The sequence below is a fragment of the Eikenella sp. genome, from assembly GCF_057315495.1.
Genome location: NZ_DBHKXY010000062.1, coordinates 19,520 through 40,956 on the forward strand (window position 1 = coordinate 19,520; position 21,437 = coordinate 40,956).

The 21,437-nt window shown below is 58.2% G+C and carries 21 protein-coding genes; 9 read left to right on the top strand and 12 right to left on the bottom strand.

From position 1 onward, the window contains the following. Window positions 1-119 precede the first annotated feature (119 nt). Both ACO6EE_RS10090 and ACO6EE_RS10095 read left to right on the top strand, forming a co-directional pair. Window positions 120-461, top strand: a complete 342-nt coding sequence (locus tag ACO6EE_RS10090) for a carboxymuconolactone decarboxylase family protein (protein ID WP_064090811.1) — start codon at window positions 120-122, stop codon at window positions 459-461. Window positions 462-537: 76 nt separating this feature from the next. Continuing rightward, window positions 538-924: a rhodanese-like domain-containing protein gene (locus ACO6EE_RS10095; protein WP_485960885.1), complete on the top strand. Its 387-nt coding sequence runs from the start codon at window positions 538-540 to the stop codon at window positions 922-924. A 109-nt stretch (window positions 925-1,033) separates the two neighbouring features. On the opposite strand, the gene nadD is transcribed toward ACO6EE_RS10095, so the two are convergent. Together nadD and ruvA are read right to left on the bottom strand one after the other, a co-directional pair. Continuing rightward, the gene (gene nadD, locus ACO6EE_RS10100) at window positions 1,034-1,648 is read right to left on the bottom strand and encodes a nicotinate (nicotinamide) nucleotide adenylyltransferase (protein ID WP_485960886.1); all 615 of its coding nucleotides are present in this window, start codon (window positions 1,646-1,648) and stop codon (window positions 1,034-1,036) included. A 196-nt stretch (window positions 1,649-1,844) separates the two neighbouring features. Continuing rightward, a complete protein-coding gene (ruvA, locus tag ACO6EE_RS10105; RefSeq protein ID WP_064084163.1) occupies window positions 1,845-2,426 on the bottom strand; it encodes a Holliday junction branch migration protein RuvA in 582 nt (193 codons plus the stop codon). Window positions 2,427-2,531: 105 nt separating this feature from the next. Between ruvA and ACO6EE_RS10110 the strand changes: the two genes are divergently transcribed. Next, a complete protein-coding gene (locus ACO6EE_RS10110; RefSeq protein ID WP_485960887.1) occupies window positions 2,532-3,005 on the top strand; it encodes a NemA protein in 474 nt (157 codons plus the stop codon). Between the two features lie 113 nt (window positions 3,006-3,118). Beyond that, entirely contained in the window at window positions 3,119-4,960 is a 1,842-nt protein-coding gene (gene glmS, locus ACO6EE_RS10115; RefSeq protein ID WP_485960888.1) for a glutamine--fructose-6-phosphate transaminase (isomerizing), read from the top strand. Between the two features lie 249 nt (window positions 4,961-5,209). Here the strand turns inward: glmS and ACO6EE_RS10120 are convergent, their stop codons facing one another. The 7 genes from ACO6EE_RS10120 to ACO6EE_RS10150 form a co-directional block, all read right to left on the bottom strand. After that, a complete protein-coding gene (locus ACO6EE_RS10120; protein ID WP_485960889.1) occupies window positions 5,210-6,430 on the bottom strand; it encodes a heme biosynthesis HemY N-terminal domain-containing protein in 1,221 nt (406 codons plus the stop codon). Beyond that, a complete protein-coding gene (locus ACO6EE_RS10125; protein WP_485960890.1) occupies window positions 6,427-7,674 on the bottom strand; it encodes a uroporphyrinogen-III C-methyltransferase in 1,248 nt (415 codons plus the stop codon). Before ACO6EE_RS10125 ends, ACO6EE_RS10120 begins: the two co-directional genes overlap by 4 nt. Window positions 7,675-7,757: 83 nt before the next feature. After that, window positions 7,758-8,603: a uroporphyrinogen-III synthase gene (locus tag ACO6EE_RS10130; protein WP_485960891.1), complete on the bottom strand. Its 846-nt coding sequence runs from the start codon at window positions 8,601-8,603 to the stop codon at window positions 7,758-7,760. Between the two features lie 168 nt (window positions 8,604-8,771). Further along, the gene (locus tag ACO6EE_RS10135; protein ID WP_485960892.1) at window positions 8,772-9,581 is read right to left on the bottom strand and encodes a hypothetical protein; all 810 of its coding nucleotides are present in this window, start codon (window positions 9,579-9,581) and stop codon (window positions 8,772-8,774) included. Between the two features lie 310 nt (window positions 9,582-9,891). Further along, a complete protein-coding gene (pgsA, locus tag ACO6EE_RS10140) occupies window positions 9,892-10,482 on the bottom strand; it encodes a CDP-diacylglycerol--glycerol-3-phosphate 3-phosphatidyltransferase (RefSeq protein WP_003821972.1) in 591 nt (196 codons plus the stop codon). 11 nt (window positions 10,483-10,493) lie between these two features. After that, window positions 10,494-12,320, bottom strand: coding sequence for an excinuclease ABC subunit UvrC (gene uvrC / locus ACO6EE_RS10145; protein ID WP_485960893.1), 1,827 nt, complete (start codon window positions 12,318-12,320; stop codon window positions 10,494-10,496). A 71-nt stretch (window positions 12,321-12,391) separates the two neighbouring features. Next, window positions 12,392-12,862: a DUF4124 domain-containing protein gene (locus ACO6EE_RS10150; RefSeq protein WP_485960894.1), complete on the bottom strand. Its 471-nt coding sequence runs from the start codon at window positions 12,860-12,862 to the stop codon at window positions 12,392-12,394. A gap of 155 nt (window positions 12,863-13,017) precedes the next feature. Between ACO6EE_RS10150 and guaB the strand changes: the two genes are divergently transcribed. The 4 genes from guaB to dut all read left to right on the top strand — a co-directional run bounded on the left by guaB (window position 13,018) and on the right by dut (window position 16,873). Then, window positions 13,018-14,484: an IMP dehydrogenase gene (gene guaB / locus ACO6EE_RS10155; RefSeq protein WP_485960895.1), complete on the top strand. Its 1,467-nt coding sequence runs from the start codon at window positions 13,018-13,020 to the stop codon at window positions 14,482-14,484. 99 nt (window positions 14,485-14,583) lie between these two features. Beyond that, entirely contained in the window at window positions 14,584-15,510 is a 927-nt protein-coding gene (gene fabD / locus ACO6EE_RS10160; protein WP_485960896.1) for an ACP S-malonyltransferase, read from the top strand. 67 nt (window positions 15,511-15,577) lie between these two features. Next, complete coding sequence (gene fabG / locus ACO6EE_RS10165) at window positions 15,578-16,324, top strand: 3-oxoacyl-ACP reductase FabG (RefSeq protein WP_485960897.1); 747 nt, start codon at window positions 15,578-15,580, stop codon at window positions 16,322-16,324. A gap of 96 nt (window positions 16,325-16,420) precedes the next feature. Further along, window positions 16,421-16,873 carry a dUTP diphosphatase gene (gene dut, locus ACO6EE_RS10170; protein ID WP_485960898.1) on the top strand — a complete coding sequence of 151 codons (453 nt, stop codon included), beginning with the start codon at window positions 16,421-16,423 and terminating at the stop codon, window positions 16,871-16,873. Between the two features lie 80 nt (window positions 16,874-16,953). Here the strand turns inward: dut and ACO6EE_RS10175 are convergent, their stop codons facing one another. The 3 genes from ACO6EE_RS10175 to ACO6EE_RS10185 all read right to left on the bottom strand — a co-directional run bounded on the left by ACO6EE_RS10175 (window position 16,954) and on the right by ACO6EE_RS10185 (window position 20,269). Continuing rightward, entirely contained in the window at window positions 16,954-17,925 is a 972-nt protein-coding gene (locus ACO6EE_RS10175; protein ID WP_485960899.1) for a hypothetical protein, read from the bottom strand. A 303-nt stretch (window positions 17,926-18,228) separates the two neighbouring features. After that, window positions 18,229-19,140, bottom strand: coding sequence for a patatin-like phospholipase family protein (locus ACO6EE_RS10180; protein WP_485960900.1), 912 nt, complete (start codon window positions 19,138-19,140; stop codon window positions 18,229-18,231). A 466-nt stretch (window positions 19,141-19,606) separates the two neighbouring features. Then, window positions 19,607-20,269 carry a peptidoglycan DD-metalloendopeptidase family protein gene (locus ACO6EE_RS10185; protein WP_485960901.1) on the bottom strand — a complete coding sequence of 221 codons (663 nt, stop codon included), beginning with the start codon at window positions 20,267-20,269 and terminating at the stop codon, window positions 19,607-19,609. Window positions 20,270-20,933: 664 nt separating this feature from the next. On the opposite strand from ACO6EE_RS10185, the gene ACO6EE_RS10190 reads away from it, so the two are divergent. Next, entirely contained in the window at window positions 20,934-21,410 is a 477-nt protein-coding gene (locus ACO6EE_RS10190; protein WP_485960902.1) for an FxsA family protein, read from the top strand. Window positions 21,411-21,437 lie beyond the last annotated feature (27 nt).

Below are 21,437 nucleotides of genomic sequence, written 5' to 3' on the forward strand. Positions count from 1 at the left end.
GAATGAGACGATCAGTCAATCCCTGCACTAAAACTTATGCCATCATACGCCCCATCAAACGGTTTCGGCAAAAGCCGTCCGTTCAAATTTTATTTCAGTTTATTTGTTAGGAGAACACCATGTTTTTAGATTGGAAAAAACACGCCGCCCACGTTAAACAATCATTTGCCAAGCTCGGCAAAAACCACCCCAAAATGCTGGCCGGCTACGCCGCCCTCGAAAGCGCAGCCGCAGCCGAAGCGCTGGATGCCAAAACCCGCGAACTTATCGCCCTGGCCGTAGCCGTTACCACCCGCTGTGAAAGCTGCATTTCCGTGCATGCCCAAGCCGCTGTGAAAGCCGGTGCCACCGAGAGCGAAGTGGCCGGTGCACTCGCCACTGCCATCTCCCTCAACGCCGGCGCCGCCTACACCTACTCTCTGCGTGCTCTCGAAGCCGTGGAAGATGCCCGCGAAGCCTAAACCGATTTTCAGGTAGCCTTTAATGAATAAAAGGCTACCTGAAATTTTCCTTTCCATCATCAAGAGAAAGATCCCCATGAAGAAAACCCTCTCTCTAGCCGCTATCGCCCTTTTGGCCGTATTTCCCTTAGCTGTCTCAGCTCACGGCCAGCACAGCCGCAAGCCTGCCCAGCAGCAAAGCCAGCCGCGCCAGGCCCCCGCCCGCCAAGAAGCTGTGTGGATCGACGTGCGCACGCCCGAAGAATATGCCGCAGGCCATCTGGAAAACGCCAAAAATATTCCGCACGACCAAATCGGCCAACAGATTGCCACCCACGTTCCCAATAAAAACACTCCCATCAACCTCTACTGCCGCAGCGGCCGCCGTGCCGAAACCGCCAAACAAGTGCTGGAAAGCATGGGCTACACCAACGTGCAAAACCGTGGCGGCTACGAACAGCTCAAACAATCTGGCATGAGATGATGGTTGTGGTTTGACCGCATCACACCCACTACCGAAACTACTGCCCCAAAGGCTACCTGAAACTTAAAAAGTTCAGGTAGCCTTTGCTTTTGCAAGAGGCTACCTGAAGTTATGCACCGGCGCGGCAATATAATTGGTGTTGCCGGATGTAGCCGAGCACGGCGGGGGGGATGTCGGGGCTGGTGTGTCCGGTGGCGAGCTGTTGGCGGATTTGGCTGGAGCTGATGGGCAGCGGCTCGGATCGCAGGATGTGCAGACGGCCTTGGGGTAGGGCTTCGGCCAGCCAACTTTGGAGTGGGGCGGGAGCTTGGGCGAGGCTGCTGCCGGGGCGGGGGGCGGCGGCGATGCGGCATTGTCGCACGAGGTTTTGCCAGCGGTGCCAGGTGTGCAGTTGCAACAGGCTGTCCATGCCGATGAGCAGCCAGAGCTCGGCGGCGGGGAAGTGTTGGCGGAAGATTTGCACGGTGTCGTGGGTGTAGGTGGCGCCTTGGCGGACGATGTCGCAGTCGCTCACTGCAAGGCTGGAGTCTGCTTGGGCGGCGATTTCGGCCATGGCGAGGCGGTGGTGGGCGGCGGTGCGGGGGGTGGTTTTGTGGTAGGGGTCGCCGGCGGGCAGGAGAATGACGCTTTCTAAATCCAGCTCGTCGGTAAAGCGGCGGGCGATGTGCAGGTGGCCGTTGTGGATGGGGTCGAAGGTGCCGCCAAAGAGGCCGATGCGGGGCATGGTGGGGTTCCTTTGCTGGGGCTTTCAGGTAGCCTTTGGGTGGGTATGGCAATAAGTTAAACTTTTGCTACGGCGTTGGCTCACTTGCTGCATGTGTGCATTGTTTGTGGCTTGCCGCTTTGTATTGACTGTGTTGGTTGGCTATTAAGAGGCTACCTGAAAATGGTTGGTTCAGTTTCAGGTAGCCTTTATCTGTTTATTTCAGCAGGTTTTTCAAGGCTAGGCGCACGCCTTCGCCCACTTCGGTATCGGCTGGGATGCCTTTGGCGGCGGCGCGGGCTTCTTTTTCGTTGTAGCCGAGGGCGAGCAGGGTGCTGACGATGTCTTCGCTGCTGTCGTCTGCTTGGGCGGCGAGCTGGGCTTGGACACCGCTAGAGGTAGTGAGTTTCCCGCGCAGTTCGAGCACCATGCGTTCGGCGGTTTTCTTGCCGATGCCGGGGGCGGAAGAGAGGCGTTTAATGTCTTCGGCGGCAATGGCGGCGGCGAGTTCGTCGGCATTCATGGCAGAAAGAATGCCGAGCGCGGTTTTGGCGCCGATACCGCTCACTTTAATGAGCTGGCGGAAGGTGTTGCGTTCGCTGTGGCTGCCGAAGCCGAACAGGAGGTGGGCGTCTTCGCGCACGATAAGCTGGGTGTAGAGCGAGACGGTTTCGCCCACGGGGGGCAGGGTGTAGAAGGTTTGCATGGAAACGTCGGCTTCGTAGGCGACGCCGTTTACGTCGATTACAACTTGTGGGGGGATGGCTTCGATGAGTTTGCCGGTGAGCTTGCTGATCATGGGATGAGGCTACCTGAAAAATGGGAAGAGGGGCATTATATCGGTTTATTCAAACGGGTTATAATTCGGGCATTGATTTTGATTGGGTTTAAGGGGGGAATTGTCATGAAAAAACGGAATTTTGCGGCCGGCGCCTGCATTTTGCTGTTGGCCGGCTGCTCGGGCAGCAATGTGCTGCTGGGCTTGGGTTTTGCCGGCCGCCATCTGGGCTTGGGCACGGGCTTGAGCATTCCGGTGGGCAGCCGGAATAATGGCAGCAATGTGCAGGATTTGGGCGGTTTGCGCATTATTGAGGAGCAGGTGGTCACGTATTTCGATGCGCAGGGTAAGGCGGTGCCAAACGAAGTGAAGGGCGGCTACTACCGCCAGCTGTTGAGACGCCAAGGCAGGAGTTATTTGGTGCAGGATTTTTACGAGAGCGGGCAGAAGCGCAGCGACGCCATGCTGCTCACCCGCGAGAGCCTGTATGATTTCCGCGCCCATCCGCAAAACGGGGTGCTCACCACTTATGCCATCAACGGCAATATTCTGTATCAGCAGAATTTTAGAGACGGTAAGATGGTGTCGGCTTCGTATTAAAACAGGTAATATTGGCGAACCGGGCTGCCTGAATGGCGGCCTGGTTTGCTATAATCTGCCCGATTTTTTGCCGCTGCGGCGGCTGGCAACCCAACAGATAGAAGGACTTTGCAATGTGCGGTATTGTGGGCGCGGTGCGCGCCAAGCAGAATGTGGTGGATTTTCTCACCGACGGCCTGAAGCGGCTGGAATATCGGGGCTATGATTCTTCCGGTATCGCGGTGGGCACGGAGCAGGGCGTGATCGAGCGCGTGCGCCGTGTGGGTCGTGTACAGCTGATGGAAGACGCGGCTAAGGCTGCCGGCTTGTGCGGCCACATCGGCATCGGCCACACCCGCTGGGCCACGCACGGCGGCGTAACCGAGCCCAATGCGCATCCGCATATTTCAGGTAGCCTGATTGCGGTGGTGCACAACGGCATCATCGAAAACTTCGAGGAAGAGCGCACCCGCCTGCAAGGCTTGGGCTATGTGTTTGAATCGCAAACCGATACTGAAGTGATTGCCCACAGCGTACACCACGAATACACCACTAACGGACACCAGCTGTTTGCCGCGGTGCAAACTGCTTGTGCGCGTTTCCACGGCGCGTATGCGATTGCCGTGATGGCGCAGGATAAACCGGCAGAATTGGTGGTGGCACGCATGGGCTGCCCGCTCTTGGTGGCCTTGGGCGAGGGCGAAACCTTTGCTGCATCAGACGTTTCTGCCGTGGTGGCTTTCACGCGCCGCATTGTGTATCTGCAAAACGGCGACATTGCCGAATTGGGCAGCGAAGGCATCCGCCGCCTCGTCGACCGCAGCGGGCAGGAAGCCAAACGCGAAGTGCACGTGTCCGAGTTGTCGCTCACCTCGTTGGAGCTGGGCCCTTACAGCCACTTCATGCAGAAGGAAATTCACGAGCAGCCCAAGGCGATTGCCGACACCGCCGAAGTATTCCTCGGCGGCGGCTTCGAGCCGGAAAACTTCGGCGCCAAAGCACGGGAAGTATTCGAATACATCCGCAGCATCAAAATCTTGGCCTGTGGCACTTCCTACTACGCCGCGCTCACCGCCAAATACTGGCTGGAAGCCATCAGCAGAGTGCCGACCGATGTGGAAATCGCCAGCGAATACCGCTACCGCGACGTGATTGCCAGCCCCGACCAACTGGTGATTACCGTATCCCAATCCGGCGAAACGCTGGACACCATGGAGGCCCTGAAATACGCGCAATCGCTGGGGCAGAAGCACAGCTTGTCCGTGTGCAACGTGATGGAATCCGCCCTGCCGCGCGAGAGCGAACTGGTGCTCTACACCCGCGCCGGCATGGAAATCGGCGTGGCGTCCACCAAGGCCTTTACCACCCAGCTGGTGGTGTTGTTCGGGCTGGCGGTTACCCTGGGCAAAATGCGCGGCCACGTTTCCGAGAAGCAGGCGCAGTCTTATATGGAAGAGTTGCGCCAGCTGCCCGGCAGCATCCAACACGCGCTCAACCTCGAGCCGCAGATTGCCGCCTGGGCGCACAAATTCGCCGAGAAAAACAGCGCCCTGTTTTTAGGGCGCGGCATCCACTACCCCGTGGCCTTGGAAGGTGCGCTGAAACTGAAAGAAATCACTTATATCCACGCCGAAGCCTACCCCGCCGGCGAGCTCAAACACGGCCCCTTGGCGCTGGTGGATGCGAATATGCCTGTGGTGGTGATTGCGCCGAACGACAGCCTGCTGGATAAAGTGAAGGCCAATATGCAGGAAGTGGGTGCGCGCGGCGGCGAGCTGTTTGTGTTTACCGATTTGGACAGCAACTTCCAGCCCAGCACCAATGTGCACATCATCCGTACCCCGCGCCACGTGGGCGTGCTCTCGCCGATTGTGCACACCATCCCGGTGCAGCTTCTGGCCTACCACGCCGCCTTGGTGCGCGGCACGGATGTGGACAAACCGCGTAATCTGGCTAAATCGGTAACGGTGGAGTAGAGCGGCTGGAATGGAAAAAGGCTACCTGAAAGTTTTGGGCTTTCTGGTAGCCTTTGGTTTGGGGTACATATAAGTTGGGTTGGGATTGCTGTACCAACTAGTGGTAAAGGTAATTTCCTGGTTAGCAGCGACAGGGTAAGTTGGCACGAATAGGTATAGTGAATTAAACCTAAACTAGAAAGGCTACCTGAAACGAGTGTTGCTAATTTTTGCGCAGCTTGTTTCAGGTAGCCTTTTTGCCATATGCCTTTATTCGGCAGCGGTTTCGTCGTCTTCCGGAGTGATTTCGGTCAGCACCAGCTGGCGTTGCTGCTCGGCCTGATCGGGTTTGTCCATTTCGTCAAACACTTTGGCCAGCACCAGGCGTGCCTGCGGGGTGGCTTGGGCTTGCAGGCTGGCTTCGAGGTAGCCTTGGGCTTTGCCCCACAGTTGTTTGGCGTAGGCCATTTGGCCGAGGTGCAGCAGCAGGGCGGCATCTTGCGGGGCGTCGTGCAGCCAGCCTTCCACGGTATCCATGATTTTCTGCTGTTCGCGCGGGCTGAGGTAGCGGGCGGCTTCGATCATGGGCGGCAGGAGCTGGGCATTGCGATGCTTGGGATAGTGGGTTTTCACCCATTTCACCACGCGGGGATACTGGCCGATTTGCAGCATTTTTTCGGCAATCGGGGCGCAGAGTTCGCCTTCCTGCATTTCTTTGGGAATGCGGCCGAGGCAGGCTTTGAGCGCGGGATAGTCGGTGGCGAGGGCGAGGAGTTCGCGCCAGGCCCATTCGCGGTATTGGGCGGCTTCGGCGGCGTTGAGGGCGGAAGCTTTTTCCAGTTTGGCTACGCGGTCGAGCACTTCCAAGGGGTTGTTTTGCTCAAACATATAGCGCAGTTGCAGGCGCACCAGGCGGGTGAGCTTGGGATTGATGGCGGCAGCGGCAGCCAGGGCGGCCTCGGCGGCGGGATAATCCTGCCGGTTGAGTGCGGATTCGGCTTCGAGCAGGTGGCGCGAAAGCTGGGCCTTATGCGGCAGCTGGGCGATTTCTTTCAGGTAGCCTTCGCGCTTGGCATCGTCGCCCATTTGGTCGGCGCTGTGTACGGCGAGCATCAGGGCGAGGGTGCGGTTGTGGCCGGCTTCTTTGTTTTCCAGCACTTTGGCGGCTTCTTGCTCGGCGTGTTGGAATTTGCCTTCGAAGTAGGCGAGACCGGCTTTGTTGAGCGCGGTTTCGGCATGATGCGCCTGGCGGCTGCGGCCGAAGCGGCGCATGCGGCCGGGAATGTTGATGATGCCGTTAATCAGACGCAACAGCAGATAAAGCAGCACCACGAACACGATCATGGCGCCCACAAACAAATGCAGGTTGACCGCAATCTGGGTTTGGGTTTGATCGATAACGATATACACGTTGCCGCTGTAATGCTGCGCAACAATGGTGAGGCCGACGGCGGCGGCAAACAACACGATAATCCAAATCAGGCCTTTCATGATTCAATCCCCTTGCGAGTGGCGGAAGCCTGAGCCGGCGCCGGAAGTGCGGGGGCAGAGGCTGCCGGAGTAGGCTGGCTGGCTGGCGCGGGCACGGAAACGGGCGCGGCAGGCTGCGAAGCGGCGGCTTCGGAAGCGGCTTCAGGCTGGCTGAGGATTTCGCCTTGGCGCTGCTGGCGGTAGTCGGCGATGGCTTTCAGGCTGGCAGAAAGGCTGTCGCCCACGTTGCCGCTACCCGGCTGGATGGCCTTGAGCTGGGCAATTTCGCGCAGCCAGGACTGGGCAGCGGGAGTGGCGGCGTCAAAGTATTGGCGCACGGCATTTTCCGAGGCGGCCAGGTCGTTTTGGTAAATATCGTTTTGGCGCTGCATCAGGGCCACGCGGGCGGAGAGCAGGTGCAGGCGTAGGTTTTCGCGCACATAAAACGCTTGTTCGGGCGACATCAGGAGCGCATCGGTGCTATTGAGGCGGCGGATTTCCACCATGCCTTTGAGGCCGCCGAGAGTGCGGTTCCAGGCTTGGCGCCACCACGGATCATTCGGCGAGGTAGCAGCAGGTGCGGCGGCTTGCGGCGGGCGCAGGCTGGAATCGGCCAAGAGCGGCAGTGCGCCTACGGCGGCTTCCAGGCGGCTCAAGCGCAGCGCGGCGTTGGCGGTGTCGGTGAAGGGGCGCTGGCGCAGTTTGGCCAAGTCGGCGCTAACGGCCTGTTTCAAAGGCAGCAGCTGCGGCTGCTCGAAACGTGCCAAACGTGCATCCAGCCCTTCGAGCACGGCCACGGCGGCGGGCACGTTGTCGGCAATCACTAACTGCTGGCCGGCCAGATTGAGCGCGGCTTCGGCTTCGTCCACCACCCAGTCGCTGCGGGTTTTCAGCAGCTCTTGCAGGGCGCGGTTGTTGGCGGCGGCTTCGGCCTGCTGGGTTTGCATATCGCTTTGCAGCTGCTTGATTAGGGCTTCGTTGTCTTGCAGCTTGCGGCCGGCATCGGCTAACAGGGCGGCATTTTGCGATTCGCCCAAGGCAGCCTGATTAATTTTCTGATCGAACTGGATTTCTTGGCGTTTGAGCAGGTTTTGCCCCTGCACAAACAAAAAGCCGCTGGCGCCCAGGCCGAGCACGGCCAGCACGAGGGCAAACGCGCCCAAACCTTTACCGCCGGATTTAACAACCACCGGTGCAACAGGGCTGGCCGGGGCGGGAGCGGGAGGCTGTACGGCGGGTACGGATTCGTTTTCCGGTTGACTCATGCTATTCCTTTCATATTATTCAATCGGTTGTGAGGCTGTCTGAAAAGCCGGTGCGGCGTTTGCGCACATTGGAATTTCAATTTTCAGGTAGCCTGAGTTAGGTGTTGCCGTTCGGCAATTAAAGCGTTTTCCAGCTCTGCGGCCGAACGGAGCAGGCGGATGCGTGTCGCGCCGGCTTGGCTCAGTGCCTCGGCAATGCGCGGATGATGGGCGAAGTATAGCAAGGATTGCAGCTGCTGGGTTAGGCTTGCAGGTGCCGCGGCAAACAGCAGGCGCACTTGTTCGGCAGAGGTAATCCACGCAGCGGCGGGCTGTGCTGCGGCAAACAGCGTCCAATCGGGCGTGAGCGGCTGGCGTTGGTAAATATCGGCACAGGCTACCTGAAAACCGCGCCGGCATAAGGTATCGGGTAGGGTGTTGCGGCCTTCCCGCCCGCGGATAATCACCACGGATGCACCCTGATTCAGGCGCTGCCATAGCGGCAGGGCGAGCACGGCTTCGCTGTCGTGGCCGCTATCGGGCGAAACGATATGGGCAAAACCGGCTTGCTGCAAGGCTTTGGCTGTGCCGCTGCCTACGGCGATTTGCGGTTGCGACAGGCTGTGAAGGAGGCTACCTGAAAAAATGGGTGGGTTCGGTTTTATATTCGGCAGAAGGCTGCTTGGTTCGTTTTCAGGTAGCCCGGTGTTTGTGGCGGAGTGGTTACCTGAAAGCAGCGGCAGGGCGGTTTCCACGGTGGTGGGGCTTATCCAAACGGCAGCCGAAGCTTGCTGCAACTGTGTGGGCAATCCGGCCAGCGCGTTTGCTTCGGGCCGGATATGGATGATTGGGAAGGGTACGGGTTGCCAGCCGGTGCGCCGGCATAGGTCGGCATCGGCGGGAATGCGATTGGCGGGGCGGATGATGAGTAGGGCAGGCGGGTTGCGCATCAGTGAAGATGGATTCGGGAATGGTTGGTTTGATGTTTTTGCTTTGCAGAAGCTCAGCGGTAGATTAACGATGCCGAAATCTCGTTTCAGGTAGCCATCATGTAATAGTAGAAGGCTACCTGAAAAAAGGGAGGATTGCCAAGCGGCATTCCTCCCTTTTGTTTGCGCTTAAAACAATTTCATGCGCCTTGTGCCCAGCCAGAGTAAAGGCAGGCTGACGGGTAGGGTAACGATGTCGAGGGCGGCGGTGAATGGGGTGGCGAGTGCGCGGCCAACCCCTCCCGCAGATATGGATGAAACGGGTTTGGTTGTGGTTATTGTGGTACTGATGGTTACGGGCAGCGGCGTTTCAAAACGGTAGTCGTAGTTCATACCGTTCGGGCGGGCGTAGAGCCGGCCACACACCCGAATCGTGCGGGCATAGCGGGATGCGCCTTTGCTGTCGGTAACCTGCCTGAATTGCAGCCGTCGCAATTCGGCGAGTTCGCGGCGGCGCTCGGTGGGAGAAAGGCGTGGGTTTTCTTGGTAAACCAAATCGAAATCCGCGCTGCAGAAGCGTTGCCCCGACGGACTGGTGTTCAGCCTGAAGCCTTCCCAAGGCGGGGTACTGCAGCAGTTTTTGGCGTCATCGGAGGGAGAGTACATTTGGAAGGGTTGGGACAGCTTCACGTTTAAAATCGCGCCCAAATCCACTTCCCGGGCTGTTTCGCCGCTTCCAGCCCGAGGGTTGCTGCCTTTGGTCATCACATAGATATAGCGTTCGCCCAACATGACGATGCTGTTGGGCGGCAGTTTTTGGCTGTCGGGCTTGACGCGGGCGAAGCCGACCACGGTGTCGTTTTCGGTGTGGGTTGAGGTTGAGACGGTGTAATCTGGCGACGAATCATGATTTTCCCACAGCGCATAAGTGGCGCAGCCGTTGAGCATCAGCAGGGCGGCGGCGAGGAGGAGGGGTTTCAACAGGGATTTTGCAAACATGGCTTGATCCTTATCTGATGTGATGAGTGTCGGCCTGGATGACCGTTTGCGAATATTAACATTGAACTATGGAAAAGGCTACCTGAAAAAAGGCCGTAGGAGTGATGCCTGGTTTTAAGTAGCCTTATATTTTCTGCAAATTTTCAGGGAACCTGCTTGAAGGGGGAGGCTACCTAAAAATTTGAATGGCGCATGGATGGCCATATGCTGCGCAAGGTTATTTATGTTTTCAGGTAGCCTCTTTTGTGTGAGAGGCTACCTGAAAAATATGAGGCTTCGGCAGGGTTGGTTAATGGCGCGTGCAGTGTGTTCAGCCGGCTTCGGGCGGACGGGGCTGTTTGAATTCTTTGGCGGCCATTTTGAGGTAGTAGAACATCGACCACAAGGTGAGCACGCAGGCAGCGAACATGAGGGCGTTGCCCAGCCAGATGAAGTCGAGGCCGAGGGCGGGCCAGCTTTGCAGCAGCAGCAGGGTGATGGCGGCCATTTGGGCAGCGGTTTTGAATTTGCCAACGGTGGCCACGGCCACGCTGTTGCGTTTGCCCAGCTGCGCCATCCATTCGCGCAGGGCGGAGATGGTGATTTCGCGGCCGATGATGATGATGGCGCAGATGGCCCAGGTGCGGTCGAGCCGCACCAAGAGGATGAGGGCGACGGCCACCATGAGTTTGTCGGCCACGGGGTCGAGGAAGGCGCCGAAGTCGGATGTTTGTTTCCATTTGCGGGCGAGGTAGCCGTCGAACCAGTCGGTTACGGCGGCGAGCACGAATAATGCGGCGGCGCAGGTGTTTACGGTTTGGATGCCCACTCGCCAAGAGGCGGGCAGGTAGAACAGGGCGGTAAACAGCGGAATCATGAGGATGCGCGACCAGGTCAGCAGGATAGGGATGTTCCAGGGCATGTTGCGGTCTTTCAGTGTAGGGCTTCGTAGATTTTTTCAGCCAAGGCGCGGCTGATGCCTTCGGTTTGGGCCAAGTCGTCGATGCTGGCGGCTTGGATGCCGCGCAGGCCGCCAAAGCGGGTGAGTAGGCTGCGGCGGCGCTTGTCGCCCACGCCGGGGATTTCGGCCAGCGAGGAGGTAACGCGGGCTTTGCCGCGTTTGCGGCGGTGGCCGGTGATGGCAAAGCGGTGGGATTCGTCGCGCACGGTTTGCAAAAGGTGCAGGGCGGGGTGATGCGGCGGGAGCTGGGTGGTGGTGCCCAAGTGCGGAATAATCAGCTCTTCGAGTCCGGCTTTGCGCTCGGGACCTTTGGCAATACCGACCATGGACAGGCGGATGCCTAAATCCTGCCATACTTGCTGCGCCATGGCCACTTGGCCTTTGCCGCCGTCAATCAGCACCAGATCTGGCCATTTGCCGTCTTCTTCGTTGCCTTCGGCCAGTTTGCCGTAGCGGCGGGTAAGCACTTCGCGCATGGCGGCGTAGTCGTCGCCGGCTTTGGCGGTTTTGATGTTGTAGCGGCGGTATTGGTCTGGGCGCATGCTTTGGTTTTCATATACCACGCAGGAAGCGACGGTGGCTTCGCCTTGGGTATGGCTGATGTCGAAGCATTCGATGCGGTTGAGCTCGGCGGTGGGCAGTTGTAGCAGCTCGGCCAAGGCTTGGACGCGTTGTTCTTGGTTTTGGTTTTGCTGCTGTTTCTGGCGCAGGGCGAGCAGGGCGTTTTGTTCGGCCATTTGCAGCCACACGCGCCGCTCGCCGCTGGTTTTGGCAATAAAGCGGATTTGTTTGCCGTGCTCTTCGATTAGGGCGGTTTGCAGGTTTTCAGGTAGCCTGAAGTTGCTGATGATGATGTCGGGCTTGTCGCGGCCGAGATAATGCTGGGCAGCAAAGGCTTCACCATAGGCGGCGGCTTCTTCGGGAGCGGAGTGGCGGCTGTCGGGGAAAAAGCTTTTTTCACCCACGCGCCGGCCGTTGCGGATGCTGACCCAGTGGATACAGATGCTGCCTTGCTCGGCAGCGAGGGCGAGGATATCGATGTTGTAGGCAGCGTTGGGGTTGTTACTGTCGATAAATTGCTGGCTCTGGATTTTGCCTAGGGCTTGGATTTGGTCGCGGTAGCGGGCAGCGTGTTCGAAGTCGAGCGTTTCGGCGGCCTGCTGCATTTTTGCGGTGAGGCTTTGCATCAGGCGGTCGGCTTTGCCATTGAGGAAAGTGGCGGCTTCTTCCACGCTGGTGCGGTAGTCTTCCTGTGAAATATGGCCGACGCAGGGAGCGGAACAGCGTTTGATTTGGTAGAGCAGGCAGGGGCGGTCACGGTGTTCGAATACGCTGTCTTCGCAGGTGCGCAGCAAGAAAACTTTCTGCAAAATCTGAATGCTGTCGCGCACGGCGTAACTGTTGGGGTAGGGGCCGAAGTATTGGTTGGTTTTCTTCAGGCTGCCGCGGTAGTAGGCCATTTGCGGGAAGGCATGGCCGGTAAGCATGAGATAGGGGTAGGACTTGTCGTCGCGGAACAGGATATTGTATTTCGGCGACAAGGCCTTGATGAAGTTGTTTTCGAGAATCAGCGCTTCTGTTTCGGAGCGGGTTACCGTGATTTCGATGTGGGCAATCTGCCGCACCATCAGGGCGATACGCGGCGCTAAGTCGTTTTTTTGAAAATAGCTGCCCACGCGGCGTTTGAGGTTGACGGCTTTGCCGACGTACAAAACCTGCCCATCCTTATCCGAAAAGCGGTAAACGCCGGGCAGGTTGGGCAGGTTGCTGATGATGGCATGCGGGTCGAAATCAGACATGGCCGAAGGTTTGCTGGAAAGTGAAACGGCAAGACCGAACGGCCGGCTGAATCAAACCGGCTGGAGCGCCGTTAGTTGCAATATTGGTTTACGTTGTTCTGGTATTGCTGGATAAGCTGCTCGCGGTTTTGGATGCGGGCGGTTTGCGCGTATTGCAAGTTAATTTTTGCAACGTTGCAGTTGCTGGCGCGGGCAGCATTGTTATCTTCAATTACTTTGCGGTTGGATTCTTCCCTAGCCTGGTTTTCTTCCATCTGTTTCTGGTTGGCCATGGCCTGCAAATCGGCAGCGGAGATTTCGCCATTATTATTCTGCACTTGCGGCAGCTGGTTTTGCTGCTGGCCGGGAGGCGCAACGGCAGGGCGCGAGGTTTGGGTGCGCACGTTCACGATGTTGCTACTGGCGGGGATGAGGTTTTTCGGCACGTCGGAATAGTTGGAAACGCGGCCAGTTTTCCATTCATACACGTCTTCTGCCATCAGGCTACCTGAAAACAACATGGTTGCGGCGCAGGCGGCCAGCAAGGTTAATTTTTTATTCATTTGGTGGTCTTCCCGTTGAATATGGTTACATAATCAGTTTCATTGTACTTCAACTGACGGGCGAATGTCATTTTTGGAGCCTGATGCTTACTAAATGCCGACAAATTTGCTACAATGCGGCCGCATTATTAGCAACCGACAAGAAGGTTTTAATCATGCGAATCGTTGAAAAAGCCTACACCTTTGATGATGTATTGCTTGTTCCCGCCCATTCCCAAGTGCTGCCCAAGCACGTCTCGCTGCAAACCCGCCTCACCCGCAACATTTCCATTAATATGCCCCTGATTTCCGCCGCCATGGACACCGTTACCGAAGCGCGCTTGGCCATTTCTATGGCGCAGGAAGGCGGCATCGGTATTATTCATAAGAACATGAGCATCAAACGCCAGGCTGAGGCCGTAGCTAAGGTGAAGCGGCACGAGAGCGGCGTGGTGAAAGACCCGGTAACGATTGCGCCGGAAATGTTGGTTGGCCAGCTGTTGGAAATGCGTGCACAACGCAGGCGGCAAATGTCTGGCTTGCCGGTGGTGCAGGATGGCAAACTGGTGGGCTTGGTTACTAACCGCGATTTGCGCTTTGAAACCCGCCTCGACCAACCGGTGTCCGCCATTATGACGCCCCGAGCCGAATTGGTTACCGTGCCCGAAGGCACCAGCATTGAAGACGCGCGCGAACTGATGCATCAGCATAAGGTCGAGCGTGTTTTGGTTGTAAACGCCCAAGACGAGCTCAAAGGCCTGATTACGGTGCGTGATATTTTGAAAACCACCGAATTCCCCTATGCGAATAAAGACCAAGACGGCCGCTTGCGCGTAGGTGCGGCGGTGGGTGTGGGCCCGGAAACCGACGAACGCGTGGCTGCTTTGGTGGCTGCCGGAGTGGATGTGATTGTGGTGGACACCGCACACGGCCACAGCCAAGGCGTTTTGGATCGGGTGCGCTGGGTGAAGGCACACTTCCCGCAAGTGCAAGTCATCGGCGGCAACATCGCCACCGCACAAGCAGCCCGCGATTTGGTGGCTGCCGGGGCAGACGCAGTGAAAGTGGGCATTGGTCCGGGCTCGATTTGCACCACCCGCATCGTGGCCGGCGTGGGCGTGCCGCAGCTGACGGCGATTCACAATGTGGCCGAAGCGCTCAAAGGCACCGGCGTGCCGCTGATTGCCGATGGTGGCATCCGCTTCTCCGGCGACGTAGCCAAAGCCTTGGCGGCCGGTGCCTCCACCGTGATGCTGGGCGGTATGTTTGCAGGCACAGACGAAGCGCCGGGCGAAATCGAGCTCTATCAAGGCCGCTCCTACAAATCCTACCGCGGCATGGGCTCGCTGGGCGCGATGAGCCAAGGCTCGTCCGACCGTTATTTCCAAGACAAACAAGACAGTACCGACAAATACGTGCCCGAAGGCATCGAAGGCCGCGTGCCGTATAAAGGCCCGATTGTGAACATTATTCATCAGCTGGTGGGCGGCCTGCGCTCCAGCATGGGCTATTTGGGCTGTGCCAATATTGCCGAAATGCATGAAAAGGCCGAGTTTGTGGAAATCACCGCTGCGGGCATGAGCGAATCGCACGTGCATGATGTGCAGATTACCAAAGAAGCGCCGAACTACCACGGGCGCTGATTAGGCTTTTAGATATCAGGCTACCTGAAAAATCTAAATGCTAGTTTCAGGTAGCCTGTACGCTGTCATGGCAATACTCTTAATACAGAAGGAAACCCCATGTCTTTTGCCTTTTTCTTCCCTGGCCAAGGCTCGCAGAGCCTGAATATGATGGCCGGTTTCGACGGCAGCGCTGTTGTGCGCCAAACCTTTGAGCAGGCCTCCGCTGCGCTGGGCGAGGATTTGTGGGCGATGATGAACGGCGAAGATGCCGCGCTCATCGGCCAAACCGTGAACACCCAGCCCTTGATGCTGGCCGCAGGCGTGGCCACTTACCGCGCTTACCTCGAAGCCGGCGGCAAAACCCCCGCCGCCGTAGCCGGGCACAGCCTGGGCGAATACAGCGCACTGGTGGCCGCCGGCAGCCTGGATTTTGCCGATGCCGTGCGCCTGGTGCGCCTGCGTGCCGAGCTGATGCAGTCGGCCGTGCCGCAAGGGCAGGGCGCGATGGCTGCTATTTTGGGGTTGGAAGACGATGCGGTGCGACAAATCTGCGCCGCCGCCGCGCAAGGGCAGGTGGCCGAGGCGGTGAACTTCAATTCGCCCGGCCAAGTGGTGATTGCGGGCGATGCCGTGGCGGTGGAACGCGCCATGGCTGCAGCCAAAGAAGCCGGTGCCAAACGCGCGCTGCCGCTGCCCGTGTCTGTGCCGTCGCATTGCAGCCTGATGAAGCCTGCTGCCGAAAAACTGGCTGCCGCGCTGCAAAACGTGGCATTGAATGCGCCGCAAATCCGCGTGATCAACAACGTGGACGTGGCTTCCTACACCGACCCCGCGCAAATTAAAGACGCGCTGGTGCGCCAGCTTTACAGCCCGGTGCGCTGGACGGAAACTGTGGCGCTACTCGTGCGCGAGGGCATCACCGAATCCGCCGAGTGCGGCCCCGGCAAAGTGCTGGCCGGCCTGGCGAAACGCATCGATAAAGCCGCTGTGTGCGCCGCGCTCACTTCGCAGGAAGCAGTGGACGCATTTATCGCCGCCCATTAATTTTCAGGTAGCCTTATACACTTGGGGCTACCTGAAACCCTATTTCCCACTTAAAAGGAATCCCGATATGCTTACCCAAAATCTCTCTCAGAAAATCGCCTTGGTAACCGGCGCCCCGCGCGGTATCGGCGCGGCCATTGCCGACTCGCTGGCGCAAGCCGGGGCAACGGTGATCGGCACGGCCGTTAGCGAAGCAGGTGCGGCTGCCATTGGCCAGCGCTTGGCGCAATGGCAGGGGCATGGCCGCGTGTTGCAAATCAATGAAGAAAACAGCATCGAAAATTTGATTGCCGACATCGAAAAAGAGTTTGGCAAGTTGGATATCTTGGTAAACAATGCCGGCATCACGCGCGACAACCTATTGATGCGCATGAAAGAAGAAGAGTGGGACGAGATCATGCAAGTCAACCTCAAATCCGTATTCCGCGCCAGCAAAGCCGTATTGCGCGGCATGATGAAGCAGCGCAGCGGCCGCATCATCAACATCACTTCCGTGGTGGGCGCGATGGGCAATGCCGGCCAGAGCAACTACGCCGCCGCCAAAGCCGGTCTGATGGGATTCTCCAAATCGCTGGCGCGCGAAGTGGGCAGCCGCGGCATCACCGTAAACTGTGTGGCTCCCGGCTTCATCGATACTGCCATGACTCAAGCCCTGCCTGAGGAAGTCCGCGCAGCATTCACCGCCCAAACTTCGCTGGGCAAATTCGGCGAAGCAGACGATGTGGCCGCCGCCGTTTTGTTTCTCGCCTCCGAGCAGGCACGCTACATCACCGGCCAAACCCTGCACGTGAACGGCGGTATGCTGATGCCCTAAGCAGCGCAGCTATATTTTCAGGTAGCCTGCCGCAGGGCATCAAGGGCTACCTGAAAATTTATCTACATTAGAATTCAAATCTTTATCGAGATAAACATGCAACCCACAGTCGAACTCAAGATCCTCAACCCCAAAATGCAAGAACACCTGCCGCACTACGCCACCCCCGGCGCCGCCGGCCTCGATTTGCGCGCCTGTTTGGACGAAGCCGTAGAGCTGCCGCCCGGCGGCACATTCCTCGTGCCCACCGGCATCGCCATCCATCTGGCCGACCCGGCCTACGCCGCCATGCTGCTGCCGCGCTCCGGGCTGGGCCATAAGAACGGTATCGTGTTGGGCAACCTGGTCGGCCTGATTGATTCCGACTACCAGGGCGAACTCAAGATTTCATTGTGGAACCGCAGCAGCGAAACGTTCACTATCGAACCGATGGCACGCGTGGCACAAATGGTGATCGTGCCTGTGCTGCAGCCGCAGTTTAAAGTGGTGGAAGAATTTGCCCAGAGCTCACGCGGCGAAGGCGGCTTCGGCAGCACAGGGAAGATGTGAAGCAGGTTTGAACAAAGGCTACCTGAAAGCGAATGCAGTGAGTTTTAACTCTTTTGAAGCTGCGTTTTCAGGTAGCTTTTTTATTTGCTTATGCCGTCTAAGCGGCCGCTGAAGCGGCGTTTGGGTTTCCAGAAGGCCCAGCCGCTGCGGGCGTGGATTTCGAGGTTGCCGCCGTGTTCGCCGTCGGTGAGGAGGCGGGCGGCAGGGAGGTGATTGCGTTGCAGGGCGTGCCACAGGGGGGCGAAGAATTGTTCGTCCAATTGTTGTAGGGTGTGGGTGTAGGCGTGCGGGTCGCCCAGTTCGGCGGCTTGTTGCAGTTCGTCGAGATAGAGGGCGCTGTGTTCGATTGGTGTTTGGCTCTCGGCGGCGCTAGCTTGCCAATCGGGGAGGCTGTCGGGGGCGGGACGGATTTGCGGGCTGCGGCTGTAGGCGGCCCAGGGGCTGTTGCTGCCGATTAGGGCGGGGGGCTCGGCATGGGTGTCGGGCATTTCGTCCCACAGCCAGAGGGCGTTGACGGGGAGCCTGCCTGCGGCTTGGCGGCGTTGGTTGACGGGGTGTTCGTGCAGCCACATTTGGATTTCGGTTTGGCGTTGCAGCCATTGACCGCGCTGGGGGCCGCCGGCTTGGGGCAGGTCGGCGTGTTGGCCGGTGATGTTGAGGATGCAGGGGGCTTGCCAGGCGGCGTGGCGGGGCAGGCGGATGCTCCACAGCTCGGGGGAGAGGGGGGCGAACTGCCAGCCGTCTTCGCCGCAGAAGGCGTTGAGGCCGTGGCACAGCACTTCGGCTTCTTCGGGGCTGATTGAGAGGCCGCTGCTTTGCAGCTGGGCACTATGCAGCCCGAGCTGCTGGTGCAGGGGGCTGGCGAAGGCGTAGGGTTCGGCGAAGAGGTGGTTTAGCTGCACGCCGAGGTGGGCAAAGCAGAAATCGGCAGGTTCGGCAGGGATAGGTTGGAAACGGCCGAAACGTAGCAGGCGGTTGAGGGCGGGGGTGTGCAGGCTGGGAAGTTCTTCGGGCTGCGGCCAGTTGAGGCCGGGGAGGAATAGGGTGAACATGGGTGTGCGGCGGGTTGTTTTTTAAAGGGGAAATTTTTCAGGTAGCCCCAATCGGGATATGGGCTACCTGAAAAATCGGGCGCAGGCAAACGGGCTGTGCGGCAGGTTTCGGGCAACTGGATGCGGAACAGGCTACCTGAAAAATAGCCGGTCTTGCGCGACAGGATTGCGCAGCATGGCGTTGCCGGGGTGGCAGGGGCTTCAGCCTGCCTTTTGATGCTGGCTGGGCTGAAGAGGCTACCTGAAAACGGGCGCTGTGAGATTCTGCGGAGCTAAAATTTCAGGTAGCCTCTTGCATGGGCATCAATGCACTTGGTAGCGCTGCAACACGGCGCGGATTTGCGGCAGGGCGGCGCGGGTAGCATCTTCGCCAAGCTTGATGGCGTGGGCTTTTTCATCGAAGCCGCCTACAGCGCCAAGGTGCTGTACCTGCGGTTTGATCACCACGTCGGCCTTGGCCAGCTCGCTGTTGAGGGCCGATGCGCTCATGATGTTGAGGCTTTGGTCGAGATAGGAGAAGAAGCCGCTTTGGCTGATACGGGCGGGTTTGGCGGAAATGTCCACCGCAATCACCACGTTGGCGCCCATCTGGCGGGCGGCAGATACGGGCACGGGGGCGGTGAGGCCGCCGTCCACATAGCGCTTGCCGTTGATTACTGCAGGCTGGAACACGTTTGGGATGCTGGCGGAAGCACGCACGGCCTGGCCGGTATTGCCGCTGCGGAATACCACGCTGCGGCCGGAGTCGAATTCGGTGGCCACGGCGGCGAATTTGCGCGGCAGGTTTTGGATGGGGCGGTTGCCTACTTGGCGGTTGATGTAGTTTTGCAGTTTTTCGCCGCGGATAAAGCCGCTGGTGGAGAGGGTTAAATCCACCAAATCAGCGCGTTGCAGGTTTTCTGCTTCGCGCTGCAGGCGGGGGGCGTTCATGCCGGAGGCGTAGAGGCTGCCCACCAGGGCGCCTGCGCTGGTGCCGGTAACGATTTTTATGGGGATATTGTTTTCTTCCAGCACCTTAATCACGCCGATATGGGCGAAGCCTTTGGATGCGCCGCCGCCCAGAGCCAGGCCGATAACGGCTTGGGGCTTGCGGGTGGCGGTGAGCGGCTGGCGGGATGGAGTTTGCGAGCCGCTGCCGCTGCCGAGAAGGCCGCAGGCGGAAAGGGAGATGGTGAGCAGGGAAATGCCGATACTGCGGCGCAATAGGCTGTTCATGGGGAATCCTTTGTTCTTAGGCAGGGAAGGGCGATATTGTATAGCAAATTCACTCAACTTTCGCGCTTGCCTTGCGGCAGTTTTATACGGTCTGCGGCTTGCTGTGTAGCATTGGAAGTCAATTGAATCTGTAGTGGATTGAGGCGGGGTTGGATAAGGTGGTGGGTTATGCAATATAAGAAAAGGCTACCTGAACGCCCGCTCTTCGTAGCAATACACGGAGCTTGTTTCAGGTAGATTGTAGAAATCAACAGCGTTGTTTACACTTTCGGCTTTTGCTTGAAGACCCGTTTGAGCAGCTATCCGGCATTGTCAAGAATGTCGATAGACACGGGAAACCAGCTTTGTTCTTGATAATGACGGATAGCTGCTTAAAAATCATTCAAGCAAAAATAAAAGTTGTCCGCCGTAGAAAAAGTGTAAACAACGCGACGATTTCCTACACCTTTATGATGTGCTAACCAATTTATTTCGGCAGGTAATCCATCGGATTAACGGCTCGGTTGTTTACGCGTACTTCGAAGTGCAGTTTCACGCGGTCGGTGCCGCTGCTGCCCATGGTGGCGATGGTTTGCCCGGCGGATACCTGCTGGCCTTCGCGCACGCTGATTTGGCTGTTGTGCGCGTAGGCGGTGAGCATGCCGCCGGTGTGGGTGATGAGGACGAGCTTGCCGTAGCCGCGGATGCCTTCGCCCACATAGCTCACGCGGCCGGGGGCGGCGGCTTTCACGGGGGTGCCGGCGCTGCCGGCGATGTCGATGCCTTTGCTGGAGGAGCCGTTAAACTGGGTGATGATTTCGCCACGCACCGGCCATTGCAGGCTGCTGGGCGCGGCGCTGGTACGCTCGGCCGGGGTGCGCGTTACTGTGCGGTTGGGCGTATTGCTGGCGGGTGTGCTGCGGTTGGTGCTGCTGCCCACGCGCAATCGTTGGCCCACTTCGAGCTGGGAGGAGTTTTTCAGGTTGTTCCAGGCCATTAGGCGGGAGATGGGTTGGTTGAAGCGTCGGCTGATGCGGTAGAGCGTGTCGCCGCGCTGCACGCGGTAGTATTGATCGCCGGAGGTGGTGCCGGCGCAGGCGGCCAGGAGGGCGGTGCATAAGAAGGCGGTGCAGGCGGAAGAGAATTTCATGAAGCGCTCCGTGTGATGGGGCAGCTGGGCTACCTGAAAAATGAAAGATACAGCGGGTGTGAGCTAGGCAAATTTGCCATGTGCTCAAGTGTGCTGTAAAGAAGTGCTTCTATCATACTATAGGAAACGGCAGGTAAACAAACCGGCTGGTCGGGCGGAGTTGGTGCGAACAGGGTATGATGTGGTTGTTTGCAAAATATAGCGCGAGGAGATGACTATGCCTTCTGCATTCAATCCGCAGGCCGCAACTAATGTTTATTGCTTGCTATTTGAGCAATACGAAACGTTAGATTTAATGGGCCTGGTGGAGTTTTTGTTCCACCTGCCGCAAACTAGATTGAAGCTACTCCTTTCAGGTAGCCTTTGAATGCAGTGGGCTTGGGAAAACTTTGCAAAATACCCGCTTGATTTTATGTATGGCGGGCAGATATAGGGGTGGCTGTTGTGCCCTAGGGTTCAAGCTTTGGATAAAGCCGAATCAGCCTCAGTAGATGTGATGGCGCCGGATGAGGCTGTCTGTGAGCGGCATTAGCTCTCAAATGTCGATTTGATCGCTGTTTGGTGCCAGCAGGCTACCTGAAAGCGCAGCTTTAACGGAGTTTCCGAAGAAAGCTGAGTTTCTGCGAAGCTAAAAATCATTTCTTTGTTTGAAAAGGAAAAAACGATGCGTTACCTTGGAATTTGGCTTTTGTTGCTGGCGGGAGCGGAGGCGGCCTCGATAGTGATGGTGGCCGAGCAGCTTGGCGGAATGCCTACGCTGTTGCTGATGGTGTTGTCGTTTATGGCCGGTATGGTGATGCTGCGCAACTTGGGTTTTTCTTCGGTGATGCTGGCCGGCTCGCTGTTTAATAATCAGGGCGAGGTGTCGTTTTACCAATTGCTGTGGCCGCTGCGCTATATTGTGGCGGCGCTGCTGTTGATGTCGCCCGGCTTTGTGTCCACCACTTTGGCCTTGGTGCTGATGCTGCCGATTAAGGGCGGCCCGGCGGCGGTGCGGCCAAACCAGATGGGGCAGAACTACCGATCTTCCGGCTACAGTACAGACGGCGACATCATCGACGGCGAGTTTGAAACCGTGCGCCCGCAAGAGGAGCGCGAAGAAACCCGCCTGCTGGAGCAGCACGATCACGAGCCGCAATAAGGCTGATTCACCTCAAAAGGCTACCTG